Source organism: Actinopolymorpha pittospori, assembly GCF_014873875.1.
Lineage (GTDB): Bacteria > Actinomycetota > Actinomycetes > Propionibacteriales > Actinopolymorphaceae > Actinopolymorpha > Actinopolymorpha pittospori.
On sequence record NZ_JADBEM010000001.1, the window covers coordinates 9,244,212 to 9,268,808 of the forward strand.

The 24,597-nt window shown below is 69.8% G+C and carries 30 protein-coding genes; 18 read left to right on the forward strand and 12 right to left on the reverse strand.

Annotated elements, in window-relative coordinates; all coding sequences use genetic code 11:
- Positions 1-114: 114 nt before the first annotated feature.
- From HEB94_RS42705 to HEB94_RS42720, 4 genes are all read left to right on the forward strand, one after another.
- Positions 115-1,032, forward strand: a complete 918-nt coding sequence (locus HEB94_RS42705; protein WP_192755119.1) for an SDR family NAD(P)-dependent oxidoreductase — start codon at positions 115-117, stop codon at positions 1,030-1,032.
- Positions 1,033-1,442: 410 nt separating this feature from the next.
- Complete coding sequence (locus HEB94_RS42710) at positions 1,443-2,024, forward strand: DUF1707 domain-containing protein (RefSeq protein ID WP_192755120.1); 582 nt, start codon at positions 1,443-1,445, stop codon at positions 2,022-2,024.
- Positions 2,025-2,089: 65 nt separating this feature from the next.
- The gene (locus HEB94_RS42715) at positions 2,090-2,431 is read left to right on the forward strand and encodes an ArsR/SmtB family transcription factor (RefSeq protein ID WP_337918367.1); all 342 of its coding nucleotides are present in this window, start codon (positions 2,090-2,092) and stop codon (positions 2,429-2,431) included.
- Between the two features lie 5 nt (positions 2,432-2,436).
- Positions 2,437-3,153 (forward strand): cation efflux transmembrane domain-containing protein, encoded by a 717-nt coding sequence (locus HEB94_RS42720; RefSeq protein WP_192757037.1) that lies wholly within the window; start codon positions 2,437-2,439, stop codon positions 3,151-3,153.
- Between the two features lie 63 nt (positions 3,154-3,216).
- On the opposite strand, the gene HEB94_RS42725 is transcribed toward HEB94_RS42720, so the two are convergent.
- Positions 3,217-4,239 (reverse strand): nucleotidyltransferase domain-containing protein, encoded by a 1,023-nt coding sequence (locus HEB94_RS42725; protein ID WP_192755122.1) that lies wholly within the window; start codon positions 4,237-4,239, stop codon positions 3,217-3,219.
- A gap of 197 nt (positions 4,240-4,436) precedes the next feature.
- Here HEB94_RS42725 and HEB94_RS42730 point away from each other — a divergent pair, with 197 nt between their 5' ends.
- The gene (locus HEB94_RS42730) at positions 4,437-5,126 is read left to right on the forward strand and encodes a phosphotransferase family protein (RefSeq protein WP_192755123.1); all 690 of its coding nucleotides are present in this window, start codon (positions 4,437-4,439) and stop codon (positions 5,124-5,126) included.
- A 23-nt stretch (positions 5,127-5,149) separates the two neighbouring features.
- Here HEB94_RS42730 and HEB94_RS42735 read toward each other — a convergent pair whose 3' ends face one another.
- Positions 5,150-5,719, reverse strand: a complete 570-nt coding sequence (locus HEB94_RS42735) for a hypothetical protein (RefSeq protein ID WP_192755124.1) — start codon at positions 5,717-5,719, stop codon at positions 5,150-5,152.
- A 168-nt stretch (positions 5,720-5,887) separates the two neighbouring features.
- On the opposite strand from HEB94_RS42735, the gene HEB94_RS42740 reads away from it, so the two are divergent.
- Positions 5,888-6,700 (forward strand): aquaporin, encoded by an 813-nt coding sequence (locus HEB94_RS42740; protein ID WP_202896843.1) that lies wholly within the window; start codon positions 5,888-5,890, stop codon positions 6,698-6,700.
- 39 nt (positions 6,701-6,739) lie between these two features.
- On the opposite strand, the gene HEB94_RS42745 is transcribed toward HEB94_RS42740, so the two are convergent.
- The 4 genes from HEB94_RS42745 to HEB94_RS42760 all read right to left on the reverse strand — a co-directional run bounded on the left by HEB94_RS42745 (position 6,740) and on the right by HEB94_RS42760 (position 10,141).
- Positions 6,740-7,351 carry an NAD-dependent epimerase/dehydratase family protein gene (locus HEB94_RS42745; RefSeq protein WP_192755125.1) on the reverse strand — a complete coding sequence of 204 codons (612 nt, stop codon included), beginning with the start codon at positions 7,349-7,351 and terminating at the stop codon, positions 6,740-6,742.
- A gap of 156 nt (positions 7,352-7,507) precedes the next feature.
- Positions 7,508-8,110, reverse strand: a complete 603-nt coding sequence (locus tag HEB94_RS42750) for a PepSY domain-containing protein (protein WP_192755126.1) — start codon at positions 8,108-8,110, stop codon at positions 7,508-7,510.
- A gap of 73 nt (positions 8,111-8,183) precedes the next feature.
- On the reverse strand, positions 8,184-9,458 hold the full coding sequence (locus tag HEB94_RS42755; RefSeq protein WP_192755127.1) for a sensor histidine kinase: 1,275 nt from the start codon (positions 9,456-9,458) through the stop codon (positions 8,184-8,186).
- Positions 9,458-10,141 carry a response regulator gene (locus tag HEB94_RS42760; protein WP_192755128.1) on the reverse strand — a complete coding sequence of 228 codons (684 nt, stop codon included), beginning with the start codon at positions 10,139-10,141 and terminating at the stop codon, positions 9,458-9,460. The genes HEB94_RS42755 and HEB94_RS42760 overlap by 1 nt, the downstream gene beginning before the upstream one ends.
- A gap of 155 nt (positions 10,142-10,296) precedes the next feature.
- On the opposite strand from HEB94_RS42760, the gene HEB94_RS42765 reads away from it, so the two are divergent.
- From HEB94_RS42765 to HEB94_RS42775, 3 genes are all read left to right on the forward strand, one after another.
- Positions 10,297-10,809 (forward strand): hypothetical protein, encoded by a 513-nt coding sequence (locus HEB94_RS42765; RefSeq protein ID WP_192755129.1) that lies wholly within the window; start codon positions 10,297-10,299, stop codon positions 10,807-10,809.
- A gap of 115 nt (positions 10,810-10,924) precedes the next feature.
- Entirely contained in the window at positions 10,925-11,407 is a 483-nt protein-coding gene (locus HEB94_RS42770) for a DUF2975 domain-containing protein (protein ID WP_337918368.1), read from the forward strand.
- Positions 11,407-11,628, forward strand: a complete 222-nt coding sequence (locus tag HEB94_RS42775) for a helix-turn-helix domain-containing protein (protein ID WP_192755130.1) — start codon at positions 11,407-11,409, stop codon at positions 11,626-11,628. The genes HEB94_RS42770 and HEB94_RS42775 overlap by 1 nt, the downstream gene beginning before the upstream one ends.
- Before the next feature lie 22 nt (positions 11,629-11,650).
- Here the strand turns inward: HEB94_RS42775 and HEB94_RS42780 are convergent, their stop codons facing one another.
- Genes HEB94_RS42780 through HEB94_RS42790 form a run of 3 tightly spaced genes read right to left on the reverse strand, consistent with a single transcriptional unit; the run spans position 11,651 to position 13,954 of the window.
- Positions 11,651-12,523, reverse strand: a complete 873-nt coding sequence (locus HEB94_RS42780) for an NAD-dependent epimerase/dehydratase family protein (protein WP_192755131.1) — start codon at positions 12,521-12,523, stop codon at positions 11,651-11,653.
- Between the two features lie 7 nt (positions 12,524-12,530).
- Positions 12,531-13,412 carry an MIP/aquaporin family protein gene (locus HEB94_RS42785; RefSeq protein ID WP_192755132.1) on the reverse strand — a complete coding sequence of 294 codons (882 nt, stop codon included), beginning with the start codon at positions 13,410-13,412 and terminating at the stop codon, positions 12,531-12,533.
- A 41-nt stretch (positions 13,413-13,453) separates the two neighbouring features.
- A complete protein-coding gene (locus HEB94_RS42790; RefSeq protein ID WP_337918369.1) occupies positions 13,454-13,954 on the reverse strand; it encodes a carboxymuconolactone decarboxylase family protein in 501 nt (166 codons plus the stop codon).
- Positions 13,955-14,001: 47 nt separating this feature from the next.
- Between HEB94_RS42790 and pdxR the strand changes: the two genes are divergently transcribed.
- Positions 14,002-15,438: a MocR-like pyridoxine biosynthesis transcription factor PdxR gene (gene pdxR, locus HEB94_RS42795; RefSeq protein WP_192755134.1), complete on the forward strand. Its 1,437-nt coding sequence runs from the start codon at positions 14,002-14,004 to the stop codon at positions 15,436-15,438.
- A 61-nt stretch (positions 15,439-15,499) separates the two neighbouring features.
- Here pdxR and HEB94_RS42800 read toward each other — a convergent pair whose 3' ends face one another.
- Positions 15,500-16,039, reverse strand: a complete 540-nt coding sequence (locus tag HEB94_RS42800; RefSeq protein ID WP_192755135.1) for an LOG family protein — start codon at positions 16,037-16,039, stop codon at positions 15,500-15,502.
- Positions 16,040-16,319: 280 nt separating this feature from the next.
- Here HEB94_RS42800 and nthB point away from each other — a divergent pair, with 280 nt between their 5' ends.
- The 3 genes from nthB to HEB94_RS42810 are packed head-to-tail and all read left to right on the forward strand — an operon-like array spanning position 16,320 to position 18,009.
- Complete coding sequence (gene nthB, locus HEB94_RS51775; RefSeq protein WP_238361771.1) at positions 16,320-17,033, forward strand: nitrile hydratase subunit beta; 714 nt, start codon at positions 16,320-16,322, stop codon at positions 17,031-17,033.
- Positions 17,030-17,659: a nitrile hydratase subunit alpha gene (gene nthA, locus HEB94_RS42805; protein ID WP_337918370.1), complete on the forward strand. Its 630-nt coding sequence runs from the start codon at positions 17,030-17,032 to the stop codon at positions 17,657-17,659. Before nthB ends, nthA begins: the two co-directional genes overlap by 4 nt.
- The gene (locus tag HEB94_RS42810; RefSeq protein WP_192755137.1) at positions 17,656-18,009 is read left to right on the forward strand and encodes a nitrile hydratase accessory protein; all 354 of its coding nucleotides are present in this window, start codon (positions 17,656-17,658) and stop codon (positions 18,007-18,009) included. Before nthA ends, HEB94_RS42810 begins: the two co-directional genes overlap by 4 nt.
- A 40-nt stretch (positions 18,010-18,049) precedes the next feature.
- Here HEB94_RS42810 and HEB94_RS42815 read toward each other — a convergent pair whose 3' ends face one another.
- Complete coding sequence (locus tag HEB94_RS42815; RefSeq protein ID WP_202896845.1) at positions 18,050-19,384, reverse strand: sulfatase-like hydrolase/transferase; 1,335 nt, start codon at positions 19,382-19,384, stop codon at positions 18,050-18,052.
- Positions 19,385-19,520: 136 nt separating this feature from the next.
- Between HEB94_RS42815 and HEB94_RS42820 the strand changes: the two genes are divergently transcribed.
- From HEB94_RS42820 to HEB94_RS42835, 4 genes are all read left to right on the forward strand, one after another.
- Positions 19,521-20,390, forward strand: coding sequence for a 23S rRNA (adenine(2030)-N(6))-methyltransferase RlmJ (locus HEB94_RS42820; RefSeq protein WP_192755139.1), 870 nt, complete (start codon positions 19,521-19,523; stop codon positions 20,388-20,390).
- A 98-nt stretch (positions 20,391-20,488) separates the two neighbouring features.
- Positions 20,489-20,923, forward strand: a complete 435-nt coding sequence (locus HEB94_RS42825) for a DUF1707 SHOCT-like domain-containing protein (protein ID WP_192755140.1) — start codon at positions 20,489-20,491, stop codon at positions 20,921-20,923.
- Between the two features lie 96 nt (positions 20,924-21,019).
- Positions 21,020-22,057, forward strand: a complete 1,038-nt coding sequence (locus HEB94_RS42830; protein WP_192755141.1) for an NADPH:quinone reductase — start codon at positions 21,020-21,022, stop codon at positions 22,055-22,057.
- Between the two features lie 25 nt (positions 22,058-22,082).
- On the forward strand, positions 22,083-22,751 hold the full coding sequence (locus HEB94_RS42835) for a GNAT family N-acetyltransferase (RefSeq protein ID WP_337918371.1): 669 nt from the start codon (positions 22,083-22,085) through the stop codon (positions 22,749-22,751).
- 24 nt (positions 22,752-22,775) lie between these two features.
- Here the strand turns inward: HEB94_RS42835 and HEB94_RS42840 are convergent, their stop codons facing one another.
- Positions 22,776-23,669: a LysR substrate-binding domain-containing protein gene (locus HEB94_RS42840; RefSeq protein ID WP_192755142.1), complete on the reverse strand. Its 894-nt coding sequence runs from the start codon at positions 23,667-23,669 to the stop codon at positions 22,776-22,778.
- Positions 23,670-23,783: 114 nt separating this feature from the next.
- On the opposite strand from HEB94_RS42840, the gene HEB94_RS42845 reads away from it, so the two are divergent.
- Complete coding sequence (locus HEB94_RS42845; RefSeq protein WP_192755143.1) at positions 23,784-24,524, forward strand: SDR family oxidoreductase; 741 nt, start codon at positions 23,784-23,786, stop codon at positions 24,522-24,524.
- The last annotated feature ends 73 nt before the right edge of the window (positions 24,525-24,597 follow it).

The following is a 24,597-nucleotide window of genomic DNA, read 5'->3' on the forward strand; positions in this document are numbered from 1 at the left end:
TTCCTCCCGATCCGGTTTCTCGAAGAGCATCTTGACATGTCCCAAGGACCCCGTGCACCGTAGGACATGTCCGTAGGTACATGTCCCTACGGACATGACGATCAGGGGGCTGTGATGGCGGAACGTCAGCAGGATCCACAACAGGCACGTCGGCACGATCATCAGCCCGGACGCGCGGTCATGGTGACCGGCGCGACGGGAGGTATCGGGTTCGCAACTGCTCGCCTGCTCAGCGAGCGGGGCTACATGGTGTACGCGGGCATCAGGGGCGAAGGAGGGGCGCTGACCGACCTGCCCGGCGTGCGCCTGCTACCGATGGACGTGTCCGACCCCGACAGCGTCGCCGCGGCTGCCGAGCAGGTGCGGCTTGACGTGGGAGAGGACGGCCTGCGCGCAGTGGTCAACAACGCGGGCATCATCATCCAGGGCCCGCTGGAGTTGGTGCCGCCCGCGCAGTTGCGACAACAGTTCGAGGTCAACACGTTCGGTCCGGCGTACGTCATCCAGACCTTCCTGCCGTTGCTACGCGCAGGCGGTGGGCGGGTGGTGAACGTCAGCGCGGTCAGCGGGCGGGTCGCCGTACCCTTCATGGCACCGATCTCGGCGAGCAAGGCGGCCCTCGAGTCGCTGTCCAACGCACTCCGGCTGGAACTCGCCGCCTGGAACGTACCTGTCGTCGTGGTCGAACCCGGCACGACGGACACCGCGATCTTCGCCAAGGCAGGCGCGGCGACGGAGGCGGCCCTGGAACGCACCGACCAGCGCCGGGTGGCGCTCTACCGCGACCACCTCGCCGCCGTGGAGAAGGCCTTCGCGAAGTACAAGGCGGCATCAGTCGACGGTGTCTCCCGCACGATTCTCGCCGCCGTCGAAGCCGACCGGCCGAAGCGGCGTTACACGGTCGGCGACGCGAGGTTCCTCGCCCTCCTCACCCGAATCCCGGCCGGACTGCGGGACCGGATCATCGAACGCACGCTCGGACTCCGGGGCGCCGGAGCGAATCTCCCAACTCCGGTAGCCACGTCACGTTGACATCGACGACCTCGTCGCGCCGCGCCGCGGCGCGACGTTGGTAACGTCGCGAGCGTGGCCGTCCGCGGAGTGGGCGAACTCCACGAGCTCCGTCGTACGAAGGGGACGGTCACCGGCTGATCGAACACCGCCCAGGCTGGGTGGCAGGGCCCATCCCGGCCCTCCTCGCCCAAGGGTAGGGCTCGAGGTACGAGGACAGCACCTGGGCGGTGTTCCTCTCCCGATCGACAGTGGCTGGCGGAGCTTGTCGAGGTCATCGACGAGGACCGGCCTATCCGGGCGGAGTCGGCGCGTTGCCGCTTCGACGCCCGGACTGGTCCATCCGGCTCGACGACAGGTGAGCGGCCGGGCGTCCACGGGTGATCGGCTATGTGTGACGCTGAGGCCTCGGCGCCGCTACGCTCTGGCGGGTGAGCGCTGACACACCGCCGCCCGGAGACACCGCGCGCGCATCCGACGCCGACCGGGATGCCGTGGTCGCCCGGCTCCAGGACGCACTGGCCGACGGCCGCATCGACTTCGAGGAGTTCGACAAGCGGATGTCCGCAGTGACGGAGAGCCGCACCTTCGGCGCGCTGACGCCCCTGACCGCGGACCTTCCCGACCTACGATCTCAGCCGCGAGAGTCGCTCACGTTGCGCAGCAAGGGAAGCACGCTGGTCCGCGAGGGCCGGTGGAAGCCATCGCGGGACCTCGTCGTCGACGCGTCCCTGTGCAAGGTCCGCCTGGACCTGACCGAGGCCGACTGGCCAGGCCCGGAGATCGCCATCAGCGCGTCTCTCGCGCACTGCACCCTCACCGTCGTCGTGCCCGACGACACCGACGTCGACACCGGCGATGTCGAGTTCGTGTTCAGTTCGTCGAAGGGCCGCGCGGACGCCGCGACGCAGCCCCGCCGCTCGGTACGGATTCGGGGAAGGGTTCAGCACGGCAAGATCCAGGTCAGCAGGCCGAGCGACCCCAAGGGATTCTTCCGCCGCCGCGCCCGCTGAGCCACACCATCGCCCAATCCGGCTATCATCGCCACATGGCGATGAATGTGGCTAATGAAACCTGCGTGTCCGCGAACGTCGCCGCCGGGTTGGAGCCGGCGGTGGCGCTCTTCCGGTCGCTGGCGGACCAGACCCGGTTGCGGATCGTGCGCCGTCTCGCGGCGGGCGAGGCGCGAGTCGTCGATCTGACCGGCGAACTCGGACTCGCGCAGTCGACGGTCTCCAAACATCTCGCCTGTCTGCGCGACTGCGGGCTGGTCGACTTCCGCGTCGAGGGCCGGCAGTCGTTCTACACACTCACCAGGCCCGAACTCCTCGACCTGTTGGCGGCGGCCGAAGGTCTGCTCACCTCGACCGGGCACGCGGTGGCGTTGTGCCCGACGTACGGAAGCGAGCTTCGGACGTGACCGCCATGCTGAGCGCGGAGCGGCGGAGCGTCCTCAACCGCCGCAGCCTGCACCTCGCCTACGCGACCGCCGGGTACAACCTCCTCGAAGGGCTGGTCGCGGTCGGTGCCGGCGCCGCCGCCTCCTCGACCGCGCTCCTGGGCTTCGGCCTGGACTCCTTCGTTGAGGTGTCCTCCGCGCTCGTGGTCATCTGGCAGTTCCGTTCCCGCGTACCCGAGGCGCGTGAACGACTGGCCCTGCGGCTGATCGCGGTCTCGTTCTTCGCGTTGGCGGCCTGGATCTCCTTCGACGCGGTGCGTTCCCTCGCGGGAGCGAGCGAGGCGAAACCATCACCGGTCGGGATCGGCGTCGCGGCGGCGTCCGTGGTGGTGATGCCACTGCTGGTGTGGGCCAAGCGTCGTACGGGCCGCGAACTCGACTCCCTCACCGTGGTCGCCGACTCCACCCAGACCCTGCTGTGCACGTACCTGTCCGCGGTCCTGCTGCTCGGCCTGGTCCTCAACGCCGTACTCGGCTGGGCGTGGGCGGATCCCGTCGCGGCTCTGGTGATCGCGGTCGTCGCCCTCCGCGAAGGCGTGGAGGCCTGGCGGGGCGAACACTGCGACGACTGCGCCCTACCCGCGGCCGGCACCGGCAGCGACACCCGCACCGGCACCGAGGACCCCTGCGACTGTGCGCCCGGCTGCACCGGTCCCTGCTGCCGGCCCGGCGGCGTCAGCTGACTCGTCACTGCGGCCACCTACCGTCGCCCGTACCGTCGACCGACGCGGACGGCCGTCTCGCGGTCAGGCGAGGTCGCGCAGGTCGTCGGTGAGCGCGCTTAGTTCCCGAATCGACGCCCTCGGATCGACACCGGCCTCGGGCCCCATCCAGGTCTGCCGCGCCGAGGGAAACCGTCCTCGGTACAACGAGGCGAACGCGAGGAGGTTGTCTCTCACGTTCTGGGCGGGCGTGACATCCTCGCCGGCCAGGCGGCGCGCCGAGTAGGACAACGCGATCCGGTCCTCCAGCCACTCCGGCGTGGAGTGCGGTACGGCCGAGAACTCGTCGGCTTCGGCATGGACTGCCCGGAGGATGCCCTCGGCCACCGCGGGGTCGCCGTGTTGTTTCGCGCGAGCCTCGAAGAGGGTCCAGTACCGTCCTAACGACCCGGCCCGCTGACCCCAGCGTTCGGTGGCCACCTCCGCGAGCGCTGTCCCAGCCCGCCGGATGCTGATCCAGGCCCCTGTCGGGTCGCCGGTGACCAGCAGCCGTTCGGCCTGCGTGGTTGCCTGCCGCGCCTGTTCGAACCACCCGGCGATCCGCGCATCGACCACGCCTGGTTCGAAGCGGCTTCGGGACGACCAGTCCAGGAAAGCCTGCGCCACACCGCGCGGGTCGCGCCGGGCGAAGCCTCCGTGGATCTTGTCGACGCCGTGTAACCAGCGCGGATCACTCATGCGCTCCCGTACCGCCGTACGCCCCTCCGAGGCGGCGCTGAGCACGTCGGCCTCGTCGAACGTGAGCCGCCCGGCGTCGACACCTGTGTAGATCCCGCTGACGCCCCACATCTCACTCAGCTGGTAGGCACGCAGGTCGACCTCCGCGGCCGTCTCCTCGACCGAGCGCCCGGAACACACGACCATGATGTCGATGTCGGACAGCGGCCAGTGCTCACCCCGGCCGAGGCTGCCGCCGACGACGAGGCCGGCGACGCCAGGAACGGCTCCCAGCGCCTCGACAGCTTCCTCGGCACGACGCGCCAGACGGTTTTCCCAGTCCCGCAGGCGCGGGTCGAGATCGGTGGATGATTCCGGTGGCTGCGACATGCGGGACCCTCCGGCTGAGACCAAGCCCGACTGTGGACCAGGCGTGGATCCTACTCACCCGAAGGCTCGTATGCTGCTCTCCTCCCACGCCACCAGACGGCCGTGCCGGGGTGCATCCCAGGGCGGAGACGCTGGGCGGAGAAGCTCGGCAGAGAAGCTGGCGGCGAACGTCACCGACACGACGAGGAACCCGCACCATGCAATCGCTGCGGCACGGCTACACCAACGACACCCGCGGTGACGGCTCGGTGGTCGTCAAGCGGTACGAGGGACCAGACCAGGTGGTCCGGCACCGCACCGAGCAGGCGATGCTGACACACCTGAGCCACCACCTCCCGGTGCCGCGACTGGTGAGGACGACCGACGCCGCTCTGCACATGGAGCACGTCGCCGGCGTCCACGGGCAGGAGCTGATCGACGCCGGTCAGGCCACGCGGGTTCTCCGGTCCTGCGGCGAGATGCTCCGGCGGATCCAGTCCGTCGCCGTCCCGACCCCTTTTCCGGAGGGCTCTGTTCTTCTCGAGGGCTCTGTGCCTGCCGACGCTGTGTTGGTGCACGGTGACTACGGTCCGAACAACATGCTCTTCGACCCGGACACCTTCGACGTCACGGCGGTACTCGATTGGGAGTGGGCGCACGCGGGCGACATCGTGGAGGACCTGGCCTGGTGCGAGTGGATCGTCCGAACGCACCACTCCCCGGACGTCGCGGCGTTGGACGAACTCTTCGCCGCCTACGGACACCGTCCATCCTGGACCGAACGGCAGGACGCCATGCTGGCGAAATGCCGCGCGATGCTCGCCCTGGTCGAGCGGGGAGACCAGGCGCGCGCCGGCGTGCGCCGGTGGCAGCAACGAATAGCCGTCACCCTCTCCTGGACCGAGTGACGCCGGCCCTCTTCAGCGCTTCCCTACGGGTTCAGATCCACGGTCTGCAAGGGGGTGCCGTCGGCGGCCAGGGCTTCCACGAGCGGCTTGTGGCGGGTCGCCATGATCACCGCGACATGACCGTGGAACGGCACGTCGATCGTCCGTGTACCGGCCCTGACAACATCGACCTCGGCCGCTGCCTGGAGATCGGCGAAATGAGTCGGCGCATGCCAGGACAGCCAGCGCGGAACGTTGCTCGCGGGGTGCCCGAAACACTGGCCACGCAGGTAGCGGCCGTCCAACTCGGCAGCGCAGCGACGGGCCGCGAGCGGATAGTCCTCGGTCGGGCCGCCCCCGCCGCCGAGATAGTGCCAGTCGTCGCCATGCCGCTGAAGGAGACAGAGCCGGACGCTGGGTCCCTGACCGCCCCCTTCGGACCGCGGCGGCGTCAGGAGAAGAACGACGCCCACATCTCCGTCGATATCGATGCTGAGGGGGATGTATGGGTGCTGCTCGTCGAGCACAAGGGGTACGACGTCTGGTACGCCCTCACGCAGCAGTCGTCGGCACGTGCCCTCGAACTCCTCGAAGTCAGCGAACCCGCCCGCCATGATTCAGTCTAGGCACATGATCAGCGCCAGGCGCCTGTCGCGACGTCGGTGCTAGCGTCGAGCAGTACGAGCCACTGAACTGAGCGCGAACTATCGCATGCGTTGTCGTCCTTGTGCGGGTATCCCGGGTGTCGACCCGCCGCGGCGCGTCGACGCTAGGAGATCGCGGTGAGTACCTCTGCTTCTCCTCCAGGCAAGCTGCCCTTGACGCGGGCCGCCGACGAGTTCCTGCTCACCACCGTCCTGTTGTTCGTCGCGGTGACTGTCGTGCGCTGGCTGCGTGGGCCGGGTTCTCCCTTGTACATCGCCGATCTCGGCGTCGCACTCGTCGTCGTCGGGATTCTCAGCGGGACGATCCTCACCGCGCTGATCTTCACCGCGCCCGGCAGACGCAGCGGCGGGCACATGAATCCCGCCGTGACCGTCGCCCTGTGGCTGATGAACGCCTTCCCCGGACGCAGCGTCCTGCCCTACGTACTCGCCCAACTCGCCGGCTCCGCCGTGGGGACGGGTCTCGCGCGCCTGGTGTGGGGGCCCGTGCTCTCCGTCCCGTCGGTCGCCCACGCCGCGATCAGACCCGGCCCTTCCTGGCATCCCGCGGCCGTCTTTCTCACCGAGGCGGGCTGCATGTTCGTCCTGATCCTGATCGTCAGGTTCCTGGCCCGTCCCCGCTATGCGCGCCTGCTGCCGTACGCCATCGGACTGTGCGTCGGGCTCGTGATCGCTCTCCTCGGTACGCGCAGCGGGGGCTGCATCAACCCCGCCCGTCAACTCGGCCCTGCCGCGTTCTCCGGACAGACCCTCGATCTGTGGATCTATCTGGTCGCGCCGATCCTGGGAGCGGCTCTCGGGGCCTCGATCCACCACCTGCCCATTCCGCACATGCGCAGGCACCAGGCCCTGACGTACAAGATGTGCGGCGACTGCACCGTCATCAACTGGGAGACGTCCTCCACAAGCGAGCCGCGAACGCGGGCATGACGGCGTCGCACGTCGTCGGCTCGGGTCGCGGTCGGGCGCTCAGTCGGTGATCAGGACGACGCCGGTCGGCTGGCCCAGCGCTTCCACCGTGCGTTCGGCGGCTCGGTCGATGTGAACCCGAGGTTCCCCGGGCGGTTGCTGCTCGTTGTAGGTGCCGGGCCCGTAGAGCTGCCCATAGCGCAGCACAACGCCGCCCTCGGCAAGAACCAGACGTTCCAGTACGACGACAGCGTCGGCATCGGGCCCGTCCGGGAGCTGCCAGGCAACGCTTTGCGCCAGGATCTTGGGCGACCCGCTCTGCCGGGCGGCCTCGATCAGGTTCTGGGTTCCCTCGGTTCGGATCCGAGCGTCCCGATCAGCGAGTGCACTGATCTGCTCCACGTCATCCGGCAGGTCGGTCAGTTCGTTCAGCATGACGTCCGGGTCGAAGTCGCAAACCGCCTGGAGAAGTGCCTCCCGGTCGAAGACGTCACACACAATCGGTTCGGCGCCGAGGCGGCGAAGCAACTCCGTCTTGCTGGACGAGCGCGTCATGGCACCGACCACGTGTCCGGCCTGAACCAGGCGGGGAACCAACTGCTGCCCGAGCACGCCTGAGGCGCCGGCAAGAAAGACTCTCAGATTCCGATCAGTCAGAGCACCTTCGGACATGATGTCTCCTCACTCCCTGACCAGGGTACGGCGAACCCGGCGCGCAGACCTGGCAGGAGCGGATTGACGCACGACTCGTGATTAGTGTCGTGCCAACGCGAGGTACCGCGGTGACCAGGGGGCGGTCCGCCCCCTGGTCGCCGCGGCCGCATGGGCTTACCGGTGGCCGGCAGGATCGTCATGGCCCCCGCGGTGACCGTCATCGCCACCCCGACGGTCACCGCCGTGGTCGTCACCGCGGTCGTGGCGGGCATCGCCGTGGTCGTCCTCACCGCGGTCGTCGCGCCCACCGTCCCGGCTGTCGTCGTCGAGCCGGGTCACCGCGCCGGTACGGGCGTCCACCCGAACGTCCGCGCGCCGAGCGCCGTCGACGACACGGACCTTCCACTCCAGCCGGCCGTGCTCGAGTTCGCGCTCGACCCCTGTGACGTGACCGCCGCCGACCCGGGTGACGGCGATCCGACCGGCCTGCTCGGCGCTGATCGCCGCGGTCGGCCGCGAGCCGTTCGGGATCGCCTTCGGCGCCACGGTCACAGGCGATTCCGGCGTCCGCGACGCCGCGGTGGGCCGGGCCGCATCAGGCGTCGCGGTGGGCCGGGACCTGTCGGAGGAGGAGGTGGGCCGAGACGTGTCGGACGACGAGGTGGCCACCGTCGAGGCACCCAGGCCGCCGTTGTCCGCCGCGAGGGCCACGCTGGTCCCGCCCGCCAGGAGCGCCGTCATCGCGCCGGCCGTGAGGAGAAGTCGTGTGTTCGGCATGATCAACCTTTCGTCGAACGGTTCGTAGACTCGACGATGCCGGTTCGAGGGATAGGCCCGCCCTGTGGCGAGGTTATGGCGCGGCTAAGAGTTGCAGGGTCACGCTCAGACCGCCCAACGCCGATCGCCCCAACCGCAGGTCGCCACCGGCTCGTTGCGCGGTCCGACGTGCGATGTCCAGCCCGAGGCCGCTCGATCCCGATCCCGACTCACCCCGCCGCGCCAGCCCGGGTTCCGGCAACCCCGGACCGGCGTCGTCGATGCTCAGCAGTACTTCACCGTCTGGCGACCGGTACAGCCGCACCTCGAAGGCGGTTCCGTCCGGCGTGTGGGCGAAGACGTTGCCCAGCAGCGCGTCCACGCACGCCGCGAGCTCGCCACGGCCGACAGTCACCGGGAGTGGCCCGGGCGCGAGGTCGCGGCCGATCTCACGGTCGGTGTCCTCGGCGAGCACCGCCCAGAAGTCGACGCGTTCGCGCACCACCTCGGCAGCGTCACAGCCGGAACCGCTGCCGGCGCTCCGCCTGCGGGCCTGGTCGATCGCCTGGGTGACGGCGCGCTGCACGGCGTCGACGCCGGCCTCGATACGCACCGCCTCATGCCGGTCGGCGAGCGCCTCGGCGTCCAGCCGCAGCGCGGTGAGCGGCGTACGCACCCGGTGGGACAGGTCAGCGACGGTCTCGCGTTCCTCGCGCAGCAGTTCGCTGATGCGCCCCGCGAGATGGTTGAGCGCGGCGGCCACCCTGCCGATCTCGTCGGGAGCACCCGGATCGGCTCGGGCGTCGAGGTCACCCGCGGCGAGGTGGTGCGACACCGAGGCCAACTCGATGGTGGAGCGCACCAACCGGCGGGCCAGCCGATCGGCGACCAGCAGGCTCATCCCGAGCAGCACCACCCCCAGCCCGGCCAGCAGCAACCACGCCCTGGCGACACCCCTGGTCAGTTCCGCCTCCGACACGAACGCACGGATCACGCCGTAGGCGCCGGCGCTGTCGCGGACGGCGAAGACGATCTCTCGACCGCCAGGAACCTCACCGGAGGCGCTGCTGCCCCGCGACGCGAGTTCGACCAGCGGGGAACGCGGGACGGCCGCGCCCAACCGGGAGCCGTCGGCGAGGAACACGCTCACGTCGTACGCCGAGGTGGCGTCGGCCTGCTCGACAGCGACCGCCAGGGTGTCCCGATGGGCGGTCACGACCATCGAACTCAACGCCTGCGCCTGCACCGTCGCGCCCTGGACCGCACGATCCACCGCGACCCCGCGCACCAGGAGGGCCAGCGGTACGAGAAAGGCGACCAACACCAGCGAGGTGGTGGCACCGACCAGAACCAGGACCCGGCGGCGCATCAACGCTCCGGCGCGGCGACGCGGACACCGACGCCGCGCACGGTGTGCAGGTACCGAGCCTGATGCGCGGTCTCCCCCAGCTTGCGCCGCAACCACGACACGTGCACGTCCACGGTCTTGTCCGCACCGCCGTAGGGCAGGTGCCAGACCTCGGCCAGCAACTCCCGCTTGCTCACCACCTCACCCGCTCTGACAGCCAGGTAGTGCAGCAACGCGAACTCCCTCGGCGAGAGCTCCAGATCCCTGCCGTCCAGGGTGGCCTCGTGGCTGCGCGGGTCCAACCGCAGCCCGCCGACCTCCACCGCGCCCGAGGACCGGTCCTCCCCCATCCGGCGCAGCACGGCCCTGATCCTGGCGTCGAGTTGGGCCGCGCTGAACGGCTTGACCACGTAGTCGTCGGCCCCGGCGTTCAGTACGGCCACGATCTCCGACTCCTCGTCACGCGCGGTCGCCACCACCACCGGAACGCTGCTCGCCCCCCGCAGCATCCGCAGGACGGTGCGGCCCTCGACGTCGGGCAGTCCAAGGTCGAGCACCACCACGTCGGGGGCGTTCGCGACCGCGAGTTCCAGCCCGGCCATGCCCGTCGCCGCCGATGCCACGGCGTGACCACGCTCGGTCAGTCCACGGATCAACGCGCCGCGGATCGCCGGGTCGTCCTCAACGAGCAGCACATGGGGCACGGCACCCAACGGTAGGCCACACCGCGGCTCGGCCCCAGTCGCTGGCGCAGCCATGACAGTCCCATAGCCTCGCCTTAACCAGGAAGCAGCATGCTGGACTGGTGCGCATGCCGACACTCAGCGGACGATCCAGTCGCGCCAGGACAGTGGGTACCGTGCTGGCCTGGCTACTGGCCGCAGCCGCCGCGACGCTGGTCGGGGTGGTCGCGGTCGGGGCGATCGGCAGTGGGATCGTGCCGCCCTCCGGGCGTCTCCTCAGCCCGTCGGAGGTCAGCGCCAGGCTCGCCGAACCAGTCGGCTCCGCAGCGCCCACCCCGACCACCCCGACCACCACGACGGTCGGTCCAGCGGCGCCCACCCCGACCACGCCCAGCCGGACGATCCCCACGTCGGGCGTACCCACGCCCACATCCACACCCGTGCCCACATCGGTGGCCGCCGCCACACCACGCGTGCTCGGTAGTCCGGGTGGCACCGTCCTCGCACGCTGTGGCCCGGCTGTCGAGGTGGTTTCGGCCATACCCGCGCAGGGCTACGACCTCAAGGACATCGAGCCACACGAGGGTCGGTGGCGGGTCCGCTTCGAGGCCGGTCGCACCCGGGTCGAGGTGGTGGTGAGCTGCGTCGACGGCCGGCCACGGGCGGCGGTCGGCCGAGACGACCACTGACCTCGCGGCCTCGCGGCCTCGCGTCCGAACGGCGCCGACTCCTAGCCGAAGCTATCGACTTTCGATAGACTTCCATCGTTGCTCGATCGATAGGAGGGGCGATGGGAAGCTGGCAGTGCTGGCGCTGCGCGCCGTACTCGTGGCGTTGTTCGCCGGCTCGGTGTTCGTACAGGCGGTGATGGTGCCGCTGATCGCCCTCGACATGGAAGATCTGGGCGCGGATCTGGCCTACCTGCGCACCCCGTTCCTCGTGATCACGGTGGTGGGGGTCGTGACGGTCGAGGTCGTCCTCGTCTGCGTGTGGCGGCTGGTGACGATGGTGCGACGGGGAACGGTGTTCTCCCACTCCGCCTTCCGCTACGTCGACGTCGTGATCGGCGCGATCGTGGCGGCGGCCCTCCTGGTGTTCGCGCTCGGGGTCCTGCTGGCCCCGGGCGAGGCCGTGCCGCCGGGCATGGTCCTGCTGGTGGGTGGTGTCGGCCTGGGCGTCCTGGGGGTCGCGCTCATCGTGTTCGTCCTGCGGATGCTGCTCGCCCAGGCCATCGCACGTGACGTCGAGGCGGCGCAGATGCAAGCCGAGCTTGACGAGGTGATCTGATGCCGATCGTCGTCGACATCGACGTGATGCTGGCCAAGCGGAAGATGTCCGTCGGCGAGCTCGCGGACCGCGTCGGGATCACCCCCGCCAATCTGGCGGTGCTCAAGAACGGCCGCGCCAAGGCGGTGCGCTTCACGACCCTCGCCGCGCTCTGTGAGGTGCTGGAATGCCAGCCGGGAGACCTGCTGCGCTGGGAGACCCGGGACGGCGAGGACGGATGACCGTCGGCCGCCGACGAAGCCGTCAGGCGGTCTGTGCCGCGAACCCGGATCGCCACGTCGCATGTTCGGGTCGCCACCCCCGGGATCGGGCCAGCCGGTTGGACGCTCCCCGCGCCCAGCTCAGCCGCCCGGGTCGGGCCTGGGGTGCGGGCAGTCCGTGAGCGGCAGCCAGCACCGGCACCCACTCCCGACCCTGCGCCGGCTCGTCGTCGACGATGTTGACCGGCCCGGTCGGCCAGTCGAGCGCGGCGACAGTGGCCCGCGCGACATCGGCGACATGGACGAACGACGTCACCGACAGGTCCGGCTCGAGGTACCCGAGGAAGGGTGCGGTCGGATCACCAGCCAGGGCCGCGGCGACGGAGCCTCCCGGCGCGTACCACGTGCCTGGGCCGTACATGATGCCGAACCGCAGCAGCACCGCGGTGTCCAACTCGGCCGCTGTCTCCTCCAGCGCCCGAACTCCGTCCACCATCGCGCCTCGCGGCGGCGCGGCCCCGATGTCGAGCGGTGTGTTCTCCTCGGCCGGATCTCCTCCGGGCACGTACGCCCAGGCGAGCGACTGGGCGACGATCCTCGTCACACCGGCGGACCTGGCCGCGTCCACCAGGTTGCGCGTCCCCTCCTGGCGTAGCCGGTCGGTCGCCTCACCGTCCGCGTTCGACAGGGCGGTGAGCTGGTGGATCACCACGTCGGGCGCCGCGTCCAGCACGACCTTTCGCAGGCCGTCCCGGTCGGACGCGTCCGCCTCCGCGGCCGACGCGCCCTGACGCGATATTCGCTCGGTCCCCGCGAGTGTGCGGGAGGTTCCGGTGACGTGGTGTCCCGCGTCCAGCAGCAGCGGAACGAGCAGTCGGCCAACCGCACCGGTGGCACCCGCGACCAAGATACGCATGGATGGATCACTCCTGTCTTTGTGAGGGTCGAGTCGGCAGCCCGGCACCGGCCGGGCACGTTGTCAGGGCGCGCGTGGGGTCGAGTGCCTGAGGCGGATCGCCGAGAAGGACGGCGAGGCGGGCCTCCGCCGCGGGAGTGCGCTGTCCGCGCGGCCGATGTCCGTGGAACCGCCGGGTGAGCAGGTTGTGGGCCCAGGCTCCGAGCGCCGCCCCCAGGATCGGCGCGACCAGGTAGATCCACAGGTCGAGGGTCTGTCCGGAGAGCGCGGCAGGACCGAACTGGCGGGCGGGGTTGATCGAGCCGCCACTTCGCGGACCGAGCAGTGCGATCACCAGGCCGACCGAGGCGCCGATGGCGTACGGCACCAGCCGTGCGTAGCGGGAACGGACCATGAGGAACCCGACGAGGAGAATCAGGACGGCCATGGAGGCCGTCTCGCCGAGAAAGACGGCCACGGGCTGCCAGCTGAGCGCGGGCCTGATCGCGGCGTACGCGACCGACGGCAGGTCGACCGCTGGCCCCCACGCCAGGCGCGCGAGACCCGTCCCGGCAGCGGAGCCCGCGAGTTGGGCGAGCACGTAGGGCAGGACGCCGCGACCGGGGAACGCGCCCATCAGCCACAGGGCCACCGTCACGGCGGGATTCATGTGCCCGCCACCGCGCCTGCCGGGCGGGGTGAGAATGAGCCCGGTGAGGATGGCCCCGCTGAGACCGCCGATGACGGCGAGCGCCGCGTTCAGGTCGGCGATGTAGACGAGGGAGCCCGGATCACGCGACCACCGGACGATCGTCACCGCGAGGAACAACAGGACGGTGGTGAGTACGAACTCGTCGGCGGCGCCTGCCAGGAGGTGTCGGCGGGGAAGGGAAGGAGCGGTACTCACCATGATCTCCAGGTGGTTGCGTGCCGGACTGCTCGGCAGCTGCGCTAGACGCCCGGGGTGTAGTGACCGGGCACCAACCGGGTCGACACCCCGAAGCGGTTCCACGCGTTGATCGTCGTGATGGCGACGATGAGGCGGGCCAACTCGGTCTCGTCGAACTCCTTCGCGGCCCTCGCGTACACCTCGTCCGGGACGAATCCGTCCGTAAGGACGGTGATCGCATCGGTCAGCTCGATCGCCGCGATCTCCTTGGTCGTGTAGAAGTGCTTCGACTCCGTCCACGCGTCGAGCTGGATGATCCGCTCCGCCGACTCGCCGGCCGTCAACGCGTCCTTGCTGTGCATGTCCAGGCAGAAGGCGCAGTGGTTGAGCTGGGACGCGCGGATCTTGACCAGGTTGAGCAAGGTCGGGTTGACGCCCTGTCTCGCTGCCATGTCCAGCCGGATCATGGCCTTGTAGGCCTCGGGGGCGAGCTTCGCCCAGTCCAGGCGCGGCGTGTGCTCCGCGAGGCGTTCTGTGCTGTCGAGTGTTTCGTTCGTCGTCACGTCCGCAACGCTACGCATCAGGTGGCCCTGGGGTAGGGTCCATTTCTATGGAGGATTCTTGGGCCAATTCTTCGGACGCCCCGTCTTCCGCGTTCGGGACCGACCTGCATCTGGAGCTCAGCGGACCCGGGCTGCGCGTCGGGCTCACAGACGCCCTGCGCGAGGCCGTGCGCACGGGCCGCCTGGTGCCCGGCACCCGCCTACCGTCGTCCCGCTCGCTCGCCGCCGATCTTGGTGTCGCCCGGAACACCGTGGCCGACTCCTACGCCGAACTGGTCGCCGAGGGGTGGCTCACCGCCCAGCAGGGCTCCGGGACCCGGGTGGCCAGGCGGGCCGAGCCGCGCAGGGCGGCGCATGCCGCTCCCCGTACGAGGCCGACCCAGCGCCGTCCCACGTACGGGCTGCTGCCCGGTTCGCCGAACCTCGCGGAGTTTCCCCGCACGCAATGGCTCAAGGCGGCCCGTCGCGCTCTGACCGCGGCCCCGCATGACGCCTTCGGCTACGGCGACGCCCTCGGCCGGGTGGAGCTACGCACCGCCCTCGCGGACTACCTGGCGCGGGTCCGCGGGGTGTACGCCGAGCCGCAGCGCGTCGTCATCTGCTCCGGCTTCCACCACGGTCTGACGCTGCTGGCCCAGACCCTGCGGGCGCGGCGGGTGGGGGCGGTGGCCGTCGAGTCGTACGGCCTCGACATCTATCGCGACCTGCTGACCGGCGCCGGCCTGCGCATCCCACCCCTGTACGTCGACGAACGTGGCGCGCGCACCGAGGATCTGACGGGACTGCGCGGAGTCGGCGCGGTGTTGGTGACGCCGGCGCATCAGTACCCGACCGGGGTCGCGCTGCACCCGGACCGGCGTGCGGCGGCGATCGACTGGGCGCGCGCCACCGGCGGGCTGATCCTGGAGGACGACTACGACGGGGAGTTCAGGTACGACCGGCAGCCCGTCGGCGCACTGCAGGGCCTCGACCCGGAGCGGGTGGTGTACTTCGGCACGGCGAGCAAGTCGCTGGCGCCGGGGCTGCGGCTCGCCTGGATGGTGCTGCACGAGAACCTGGCCCCAGAGATCGTGGCGGCCAAGGGCTACGTCGAGATGTCGAGCACGCTGGAGCAGTTGACGCTCGCGGAGTTCATCGCGTCGGGCGCCTACGACCGTCATGTGCGCGCGATGCGGCTGCAGTACCGGCGCCGCCGCGACCAACTGGTCGCGACCCTGGCACAAAGAGCGCCCGGCGTCCGCGTGACCGGCCTGGCCGCCGGCCTGCAGGCGGTCCTGGAACTCCCGCGCGGGACCGAGCGCTCGGTCGTCGAGACGGCGGCTCGGCAAGGCGTGGCCGTCAGCGGGATGGCGGAGTTCCGCCACGAGCCGGCGGACTCCGGCTGGCGGCTGCCCGAACAGGACGCGCTGGTGGTCAACTACGCGGCTCCCTCGGACAGCGCGTGGGCGGGTGCGCTGGACGCGCTGTGCGGGGTGATGCCCTAGACCCGGACGCCGGGTGCTCAGCGGGCGGCGTGAACCGCGATCGCCAGCCTGGTGTTGGCACTCACCGCGTTCCGAGGGACTTCTCCAGATGGGCGAGGGCCTCAACACCCTCCTCGGCGAAGAGGACCATTTCGGCCAGGGGCACCGGCAGGAACCCCTCCTGCTCCATCCGCTGGAGCTGGAGTGTCAACCCGTCGTAGAAGCCCGCCGTGTTCATGAGCACCACTGGTTTGTGGTGAAGTCCGTGCTTTCTCAGCTCCAGGACCTCGGTCGCCTCGTCCAGCGTGCCCAGGCCGCCGGCCAGCACCACCACCGCGTCCGATCGGGCGAGCAACAGCGCCTTGCGTTCGGCGAGGTCTCTGGCGATCACCATCTCGTCGGCGTCCTCCCTGGCCCAGGTCCGGAGAAAGTCGACCGAGATCCCGACGAGCCGCCCGCCGGCCTCCCGTACTCCGTCGGCGACGACCTTCATCAGCCCGGTGTCGGATCCGCCCCACACCAGGGTGTGGCCGCCCTTGCCGATGAGCTCGCCGAACTCGTGGGCCGGCCGGGTGTAGCGCTCGTCGAGGTCGGCGCCGGACAGGAAGACGCAGATCTTCATAACCGAGCTACCAGACCGGCGGGCGCCGTGCGCGCTCCGGAAGGCGTCCCGTGCGCGCGCATGCCCCGTTCGTCGTCATGCCCGCAACGGTACGCACGCGGTGGTTCGCAGGCATGGGCCATTTCCGGGACGGGCTCCTGGGCCACTTCGTCCTGGTCCGCGACCTGACCGGCCCGCGTCCCGTCGGTGTGGAAGTGGCCCGGTGGTCGTCGCGGTCGTTGTTTACGAGGACGGACGTTTCGGGCACGTACCCGTTCAGGTGACCTTGGGGGGCAACGACATGCGTAACGTGCACGATGTCGGCGGGCAACTCGGTTACGGCCCGATCGACGTCCGCGCCGACGACGGCCGGGTCTTCCACAGTCCGTACGAGAGTCTGGCGTTCGCGCTGACGATGGCCTCGGGCGCGAACGGGTTCTTCCACAACGCCGACGAGAGACGCTTCGCGATGGAGCGGCTCCCGCCCGATGTGTATGTCCGCTGCGCGTACTGGGAGCGGTGGCTCGCGGCTGCCGAAATGAAGCTCGTCGAGAACGGCGTTCTGGACTTCGATGCCATCCGCGAACGAGAGCAGACGGTGGACCCAGGTGCGACCGCGCCGGCTGCCGCCCCCGAAGGGCTGAACGACGCCATCGACAACCTGATCGCCCGCGGCCGCGCCCTGGCCGGCCAACTCCCCGAACCGCACCGGTACGCGGTCGGACAGCGGGTGCACACTCGAGTGACGAACAACCGGCACCACACCCGGCTGCCCGGCTACGCGATGGGCCGCGAGGGTGTCGTCGTGGCGCAGCTTCCGGCGTTCCCGCTTCCCGACGCCGTGGCCAGCGATCCCGACGGACCAAGCGAATGGACGTACCGGGTCCGATTCGAGGCCAGGGAGCTGTGGGGCCAGGACGGGGGCGCGCACGACGTCGTGATGCTCGACGCGTTCGAGAGCTACCTTCGCGCGACGAACCCGACCACCGCCTCATCGGACAGGGAGACCTCGTGAACGAGTTCCGATCCGACCCGTCGACAGCACAGGGGAGGTACCCGGCCGACCCGCAACAGTTACTTGCCCGTGCCCAGGCGATCGAGGCGCTTCTCAAGGAACGCGGCGCGTTGGGAGACGACACCGTCGCGCGCATCGTCGCGAAGTACGAATCCGAGATCGGCCCCCTGCACGGGGCCCGGGTGGTCGCCCGTGCGTGGGTCGACCCGGCGTTTCGGCAACGCCTGCTCGCCGACGCCAGCGCCGCCTGCCAGGAACTCGGCGTCGGCGGTCTGCAGGGTGAGCGCATGGTTGCCCTGGCAGACGAGGACGACGTTCACCACGTCATCGTGTGCACCCTGTGCTCGTGCTACCCGTGGCCGGTGCTCGGCCTCCCACCGGGCTGGTACAAGAGCCCTCAGCATCGTTCCCGGGTGGTCGCCGAGCCGCGTGCCGTCCTTGCGGAGTTCGGTCTGACGCTGCCGGACACCACCGAGATCAGGGTGATGGACTCCACGGCCGAGGTGAGGTACTTCGTCCTGCCGCTGCGGCCCGCCGGTACGGAGGACCTCGACGAGAAGGCACTGGCGGCGCTCGTCACCCGCGACTGCCTCATCGGCGTGGCCCTTCCGCGAGGTCCGCGATGAGCACCGACGAGCTGTACGGCATGCCCGAACCGACCGCCCCGCCACGACGCAACGGCGAGTTGGCATTCGACGAGCCCTGGGAGAGTGCAGTGTTCGGCGTCACCCTTGGCCTGTGCGAACGCGGGAACATCCGGTTCGAGGACTTCCAGCGCCGGCTGGTGGAAGAGATCACCGCCTGGGAGCGTGGTCCTCGCAACCGTGAGTGGTCCTACTGGACGCACTGGCTGGCCGCCCTGGAACGTGAGCTGGCCGCCCGGAACCTGCTGGGCAGCGCCGAGATCGACGCGAAGGTCAGCCAGATCCTCCACAGCTACACGCACGCCGAACCCCACGGCACGCACGAGCACTGATCCTGCACGTCGGTAGCGCGTGTGCCAGGACCTGCCGCTGTCAGCCCATCAGGACCGCGTCGCGCCAGCCCGCGCAGGTCGCGGCCCAGGCCAGGAGTCGTGACTTCATCGCCGCCACCTGTTCGGGATGAACCTCGGACACGTTGTGCTGTTCGGCGGGGTCAGCGTCCAGGTCGAACAGACCCTCGCCGACGACGACGGGTGCGGCCATGCTCTCGCGTGCCTCGAGCACGAGCTTCCAGCGTCCGTGCCGGGCCGCCACCTGGCCTTCGTACTCCCAGAACAGCCATCGATCGGGGTCGGGCTCGCGCCCGGCGAAGCCGGCCAGGACGGCCTCGCGCAGCCCGGTCAGCACCGACCGGCCGTCGATGTCCGCACACGTGGAAGGGCTTCCGTCGACCGCTTCCAGCAGCGTGGGCACCAGATCCATCATCGCGCCCGGGCCCGCGAGATCCGTGCCGGCGGGCAGCTGTGCGGGCCAGGAGATGATGCCCGGGACGCGGATCCCACCCTCGAACAGCGAGCCCTTGTGCCCGCGCAGGCCCCCAGCCGAGCCGCCCGTGTAGGACACCTCCTCACCGTTGAGCCAGTTGCGTTCCTCGACCGACGGACCGTTGTCGGAGGAGAAGAACACGATGGTGTTCTCCCGTAGGCCCAACCGCTGCAGGGTGTGCAGGATGTGCGCGATTCCGTCGTCCATCGCCTTGATCATCGCCGCCATCATCTGGCGGTCCTCGGGAAGATGTGCGAAGGCTTCCACGTACGCGGCGGGCGCGTGCAGCGGGTAGTGCGGGGCGTTGAAGGGGACGTAACAGAAGAAGGGACGATCCGCGTTCTGCTCGATGTAGTCGGCGGCCCGATGCGCGATGACGGTGGTGAGGTACTCGCCGTTGAGCCACACCTCCTGCTCGTCGTCCCACAGGTCGTGCACAGCGTTGTGGTTGCCCCAGTAGTAGATGTGGGAGTAGTAGTCCACGCACCCGGCGCGGAAGCCGAAGGAACGCTCGAAGCCACGGTGCAGCGGTCCGTAGCTGGCCTCCGCGCCCAGGTGCCACTTGCCGAAGATGCCTGTCGCGTAGCCACGGTCGCGCAGTTCGCTGGCCAGGGTCGACTGTGGCGGCAGTCCCGCCGTACGCCGCGAGCCACCCAGGATGGCCTCCACCCCTGCGTGTGCCGGGTAACGACCGGTCATCAGGCTGGCCCGGGACGGGGAGCACACCGGGGAGTTGGAGTACCACTGCGGCAGCCGAACCCCGCTGGCCGCCAACCCATCCAGGGCGGGCGTGTCGAGGTCGTCGGCGCCGAAGCAGCCCAGGTCGCCCCAACCCAGATCATCGGCGTACAGGACCACGACGTTGGGTGCGGGCTCGGACACCATCACTCCTTCACGCTCCGGGAGGATCACGCTAGGGCCAGGGCAAGCTCGCCACTGGGACGAGGTTGGACGCGCCGAGCTGGAACGGCCGATTTGTGGTGGCGCCAACTCGTCCGAGCCTGACAGGCTCCCGAGTATGGCCAACCACCACTTCGGGAAGTTCGCCGACGTCTGGAAACATCTCACCCTGGTCGAGGTGCTGGCGCTCGAACGTCCTTCGCGCTACGCCGAAACACACTCTGGATCAGGAGCGAACGCCATGCTCGTTGATCCAGAGCGCCGGTTCGGAGTGCTCCGATTCCTCGAAATCGCGGACACGACGGCAAGCCTTGGGCAATCTCGCTACCGCGCGCTGTTGAAGCAGTTCGGGGATGTGCGCAGCTTCTATCCGGGTTCGGCCTTGTTGGCGATGGCACAGCTCGGGGTCAGCACCAGCTACCTTCTCTGCGACCTTGACCCCGTTAGCGTCGAAGACCTTCGCGCCTGGTCCGCGCGATTGGGCATCACGCAGTGCGAGATAGCACAAGCCGACGGGATGACGGCAGTTCTGGACTGGCTTGATGACAGTGCCGGCTCAGCGACGCCCCGTCATGTCGTGGTCCATGTCGACCCTTTCGATCCTCATTCCCGTCTGGCCGATGGCCTGTCTGCTCTCGACCTTGCCGGCCGGCTGGTCGACGAGGGATACGGCCTTGTGTACTGGTACGGCTACGACTCGCCGAACGAGGCGTCCTGGGCGTATCACTCCCTCAGGGAGACGACCCAAGGTCCCTTGTGGTGCGGCGACGTGATGCTCGTCGACGAGACAGGCGCGGGTAGGCCCGGCGACCTTGGACGCGCTTCCACCTCGGGTACCGGCAGTGGGATCGTCCTGGCCAACGTCTCTGAGAACACCCGGACAACCTGCCTGGCGCTGGGAGAGGCCCTCGCCAGCGCCTACTCCGGGTCAACGGTTCCAGACGGCACACGCGGACATGTCAGGTTTTCCGTTCACGAACGACCGTAGCCGAGTGCCCAAGCTTCGTCCGCCGAGGACCTCACCGAACGAGACCAGGACGTAGTAGCGTCGCCCGGCGAGCGTCGCCGGATCATCTGGAGGTCAGGTTGAACCCCGATCCGCATACCCGTCCAGGCGCGCGCCGCGTCGGCGATGACGAGCGCAACGCCTGCGCCGACCTCCTCGCTATGCACCGCGCTCGGGGGCGCCTGACTCAGGAGGACTTCGAGGAGAGAGTCGCCGTGGCGCTCACCGCCCAACACACCGGTGAGATCGGTCGCATTCTCGCCGATCTTCCACTCGCCCCCGAAAGCTCAGAAGCCGACGTCCCGCGTACTCGGGCGGAGAGGACGATCCCGGGACGCTATGAGTACGTCGGCGGAGGACTGCTGCTGCTCGGCCTGTCGTGGGTGATGATCGTCTCCACCGCGTCCGACACGTGGTCACTTGTCGCCGCGTTCATTGCCAGTGGCGTTGGCGTCATCGCCGCCTTGCTCGTAGCCCGTGGCATACGCGGTCCGGCGAGACGTCGGGACGATTGAGGGTTACGGCGTCGAGACGGCCACGAAAGTCACTCATACAGCGGCTCTGTGCAGGTCTCGCGCCGGCGGCGTATCCCGTTGCCTAGCATCGAAGGCATGCGCGCGATCGTGTACACGGAGAAGGGTCCATCCAGTGTCATGCGGCTGGCCGAGCGGCCGGTCCCCGAGCCAGGGCCGGGCCAGGTTCGGGTGCGCGTGGTGCGCGCGGGGGTGAACCCGACCGACTGGAAGGCGCGGGTCGGCTCGGCGATGACCACGGGGTTCCCCGAGGTGACCCCGGGCCAGGACGGCGCGGGCATCATCGACGCGGTCGGTCCAGGGGTGCCGGACGTGTCAGGCCTGGCTTTCGGCGGCCGCGTCTGGCTCTACCTCACCCAGCATGGGTCGCCGTACGGCACCGCCGCGGAGTACTGCGTGCTCGACTGGCAGCGGGCCGTGCCGCTGCCCAGCGAGCTGGCGGGCGACGCGGCGTTCGACCTCGGCGCGTGCCTCGGCGTGCCCGCGATGACCGCCCACCGGGCGCTCACCTCGGGTCCCCGGGCCGAGCGGCTCGGGCCTGGCACGCTGACCGGGCAGGTCGTCCTCGTGCACGGCGGCGCGGGCGCGGTCGGCAACGCCGCCATCCAGCTCGCCGCCTGGTCCGGGGCGACGGTGCTGACCACCGTCAGCAGCGCCGAGAAGGGCGCGCTCGCGGCGGCGGCCGGCGCCGACCACATCGTCAACTACCGCACCCAGGACGCCGCGGCCGCCATCCGCCAACTCGCCCCCGACGGGGTCGACCTGGTCGCGGAGGTCTCCCCTGCCGTGAACAACGAACTCGACCTGGCCGTGGCCGCCAACGGCGCGACGATCGCGATCTACGCCAACAACGGCGGCGACACGTTCGGCATCGACATCCGACCGACGTTCTCCCGCAACCTGCACTACCAGTTCCTGCTGCTCTACACCCTCGAGCCGGCCCACCTCACGGCCGCGGCCGAGGACATCACCGCCGCGCTCGCGGCCGGGGCACTGCGTGCCGGCGAGGAGGCCGGCCTTCCGCTGCACCACCACCCCCTCGAGGCGACCACAGCGGCACACGACGCCGTGGAGCGGGGAACCGTCGGCAAGGTGCTGATCGACGTCGACCGCTGAGGACGATGGTGGGACCCTGTGCCGCGTGAAGCACTCGCCTGTGGCCGGCGATGGTGGCTCCCGGTTCACCAGGCGCCTGCGACTCGAACCGGTCGGCCCCGCCAACGCTGATGACCTCTGGCTTGTCCATGGCGACGACGAGGTGTGGCCTTGGTACGCCAAGGAGAAGCCGAGTCGTGAGCAGGTCGAGCAGTGGGCACAGGCCATGGGCGACTCGTGGCGTGTGCACGGCGTCGGCAAGTGGATCGCGTACGACCGGGTGAGCGGCGAGGTGGTCGGTCGCGGCGGGCTCGGGCGCACACCGGTCGACGACGACTGGGGTCGGATCTACGCATTTCTTCCGGAAGAGCCGTGGGTGCGGGTCGCGCATGAGTCTCACCGCCCATCCGTCGTGCACGCGAACTGGGTCGAGATCGGATGGGCGCTACGGCACGAGTGCTGGGGGCGCGGCTACGCGTCTGAGATCGGCCGTGCTGGCCTGGCGTTCGCCTTCGACGTCCTCGGGGTGCAGGCCGTGGTGTCGTGCACGGACCGCCACAACATGCGTTCGCGCGCCGTGATGGAGCGCATCGGCATGCGGGACGCGGGCGAACTCTGGAGCGAAGAGTTCGAGGGAGAGCAGGGCAACCCGCCGTTGGCGGTGCGTGTGCTGCTGCGAAGCGGCCGGAACCGGTCCTCCGCGACTCCTACCTGAGGCGTCGACCGCGGCCGGATCACCTCACGACCGAGCCGAGTGGAGGTACTCCTTCCGCACGATCTCCTCGATCGCCCGCAACTCCACATCGCTGCGGTTCGCTTCGTAGACGAGGCCGACCTGGCTCGGCGTCAGGTCGTCGACGAGCCGGTGCGTCACGTCTGGCCGCGTGTAGTACTGCGCGGTCGACTCCGGGAGGACCACGATGCCACGCTCGCCGGCGACCATCTCCAGCTTCTCCTCGACCGTGGGTGCCCGGGGCGGCTGGGGCGGATTCGGGTCCCCGGCCCTCCGCAGTGCGGCCGACGCGTCCCGCCACTCGGGTACGGCCTCAGGATTCTGGAGCAGATCGAGCAGGGCGAGGTCGGCGAGGCGCACGGTCTCCCGCTCCGCGAGGGGGTGTGAGACGGGCAGGACGACGACCCGTGGCTCGGCGTAGAGCGGGATCACGGTGAGCCCTCGCCGCTTGATGGGGAAGCGTACGAAGCTCGCGTCGATTCGTCCGTCCAGGACCATTTCCACCTGGTCGTCCCAGGACGTCCGTACGACGTCCACGTGCAGTTCCGGGAATCGCTCGCGCAGCGCCCGGACGGTCCCGGTCGGTCGGATACCCGGCATGAACCCGATGGTCAGTCGGGAGCCACCGCGCGCCGCCTGGCGCACCCGGCGCTGCGCGGCCGTCGCCGACCGGAGGACCGCACCGGCGTCATCGACGAAGGCGGCCCCGGCGGGGGTCAGCGCCGTACCACGGGTGGAGCGGACGAAAAGCTCGACGCCGAGCTCACGCTCGAGCACCTTGATCTGGCGGGTGAGGACGGGCTGTGCGATGTGCAGCCGGTCCGCCGCCCGGATGAAGCTCAGCTCCTCCGCGACGGCGAGGAAGTAGCGGAGCTTGCGTAGGTCGAGATCGTCCGGCACTCACTCCACCACCTCTCGTCATACCCAACGGGTATGAATCGTGCCACGAACAGGTCTTGGACGGTGGTCGCCGCGGGAGCCAGGCTTGAACCGCGTCCCACGAAAGGTTCAACCATGACAGTCGACGGAGCAGCACTCCACGGAACCCGCATCCTCCTCGTCGGCGGCACCTCCGGGCTCGGTCTCGCCGTCGCCCAGGCCGCCGCCGCACGCGGTGCCGCCCCGATCGTCGCGTCGCGCTCCCGAGCCAACGTCGACCGCGCGCTCGCCACTCTGCCCGACACCGCGGAGGGCACCACGGTCGACCTCGCCGACCCCGGCTCGGTCGAGCGGCTCGTCGAGTTCGCCGGCCCGATCGACCACCTGGTCTACACCGCGGGAGGACCACTCCGACTCACCATGCTGGCGGACCTGACCCCGGAGATCGCCCGGAACTTCTGGGAGACCCGCTACCTCGGGGCGCTCGGCGTCGTCCGCGCCGTCAGCGTCGCCGACGCCTTGCGGCCGGGCGGCTCTGTCGTTCTCACCGGGGGCAACGCCAGCCAGCGTCCAGGGCCGGGCTGGTCCCTCGGGGCCAGTGTCTGCGGGGCCATGGAGGCCCTCACCCGGCAGCTCGCGCTCGAACTCGCACCAATCCGGGTCAACCTGGTGGCACCCGGCGTCACCCGCAGCCCCCTGTGGGCCGGCATGTCCGGTGACGAGGAGCAGGCGATGTACGACGACCTCGCCGCCACCCTGCCCGTGCGCCGGGTGGGCGAGCCGTCCGACGTCGCCCTCGCCTACCTCTACGCGATGGAACAGCCGATGGCGACCGGTACCTCGATCCTCGTCGACGGCGGCGCCGTCCTCGTGTGAGCACCGCGCCTCGACGACTCGTCCGTACGCAGGTGGCTCGACGCGGCCGGGCTGCCGTTCGCTCCTACGTGTC

Coding starts and splice junctions, on each gene's coding strand:
- nthB (WP_238361771.1), top strand. CDS start 16,320: ATGCGTAACGTGCACGATGTCGGCGGGCAACTCGGTTACGGCCCGATC.
- HEB94_RS42730 (WP_192755123.1), top strand. CDS start 4,437: ATGCAATCGCTGCGGCACGGCTACACCAACGACACCCGCGGTGACGGC.
- HEB94_RS42830 (WP_192755141.1), top strand. CDS start 21,020: ATGCGCGCGATCGTGTACACGGAGAAGGGTCCATCCAGTGTCATGCGG.
- HEB94_RS42725 (WP_192755122.1), bottom strand. CDS start 4,239: ATGTCGCAGCCACCGGAATCATCCACCGATCTCGACCCGCGCCTGCGG.
- HEB94_RS42735 (WP_192755124.1), bottom strand. CDS start 5,719: ATGGCGGGCGGGTTCGCTGACTTCGAGGAGTTCGAGGGCACGTGCCGA.
- HEB94_RS42745 (WP_192755125.1), bottom strand. CDS start 7,351: ATGTCCGAAGGTGCTCTGACTGATCGGAATCTGAGAGTCTTTCTTGCC.
- HEB94_RS42785 (WP_192755132.1), bottom strand. CDS start 13,412: ATGGTGAGTACCGCTCCTTCCCTTCCCCGCCGACACCTCCTGGCAGGC.
- HEB94_RS42780 (WP_192755131.1), bottom strand. CDS start 12,523: ATGCGTATCTTGGTCGCGGGTGCCACCGGTGCGGTTGGCCGACTGCTC.
- HEB94_RS42720 (WP_192757037.1), top strand. CDS start 2,437: ATGCTGAGCGCGGAGCGGCGGAGCGTCCTCAACCGCCGCAGCCTGCAC.
- pdxR (WP_192755134.1), top strand. CDS start 14,002: ATGGAGGATTCTTGGGCCAATTCTTCGGACGCCCCGTCTTCCGCGTTC.
- HEB94_RS42810 (WP_192755137.1), top strand. CDS start 17,656: ATGAGCACCGACGAGCTGTACGGCATGCCCGAACCGACCGCCCCGCCA.
- HEB94_RS42750 (WP_192755126.1), bottom strand. CDS start 8,110: ATGCCGAACACACGACTTCTCCTCACGGCCGGCGCGATGACGGCGCTC.
- HEB94_RS42775 (WP_192755130.1), top strand. CDS start 11,407: ATGCCGATCGTCGTCGACATCGACGTGATGCTGGCCAAGCGGAAGATG.
- HEB94_RS42820 (WP_192755139.1), top strand. CDS start 19,521: ATGGCCAACCACCACTTCGGGAAGTTCGCCGACGTCTGGAAACATCTC.
- HEB94_RS42800 (WP_192755135.1), bottom strand. CDS start 16,039: ATGAAGATCTGCGTCTTCCTGTCCGGCGCCGACCTCGACGAGCGCTAC.
- HEB94_RS42845 (WP_192755143.1), top strand. CDS start 23,784: ATGACAGTCGACGGAGCAGCACTCCACGGAACCCGCATCCTCCTCGTC.
- HEB94_RS42705 (WP_192755119.1), top strand. CDS start 115: ATGGCGGAACGTCAGCAGGATCCACAACAGGCACGTCGGCACGATCAT.
- HEB94_RS42755 (WP_192755127.1), bottom strand. CDS start 9,458: ATGCGCCGCCGGGTCCTGGTTCTGGTCGGTGCCACCACCTCGCTGGTG.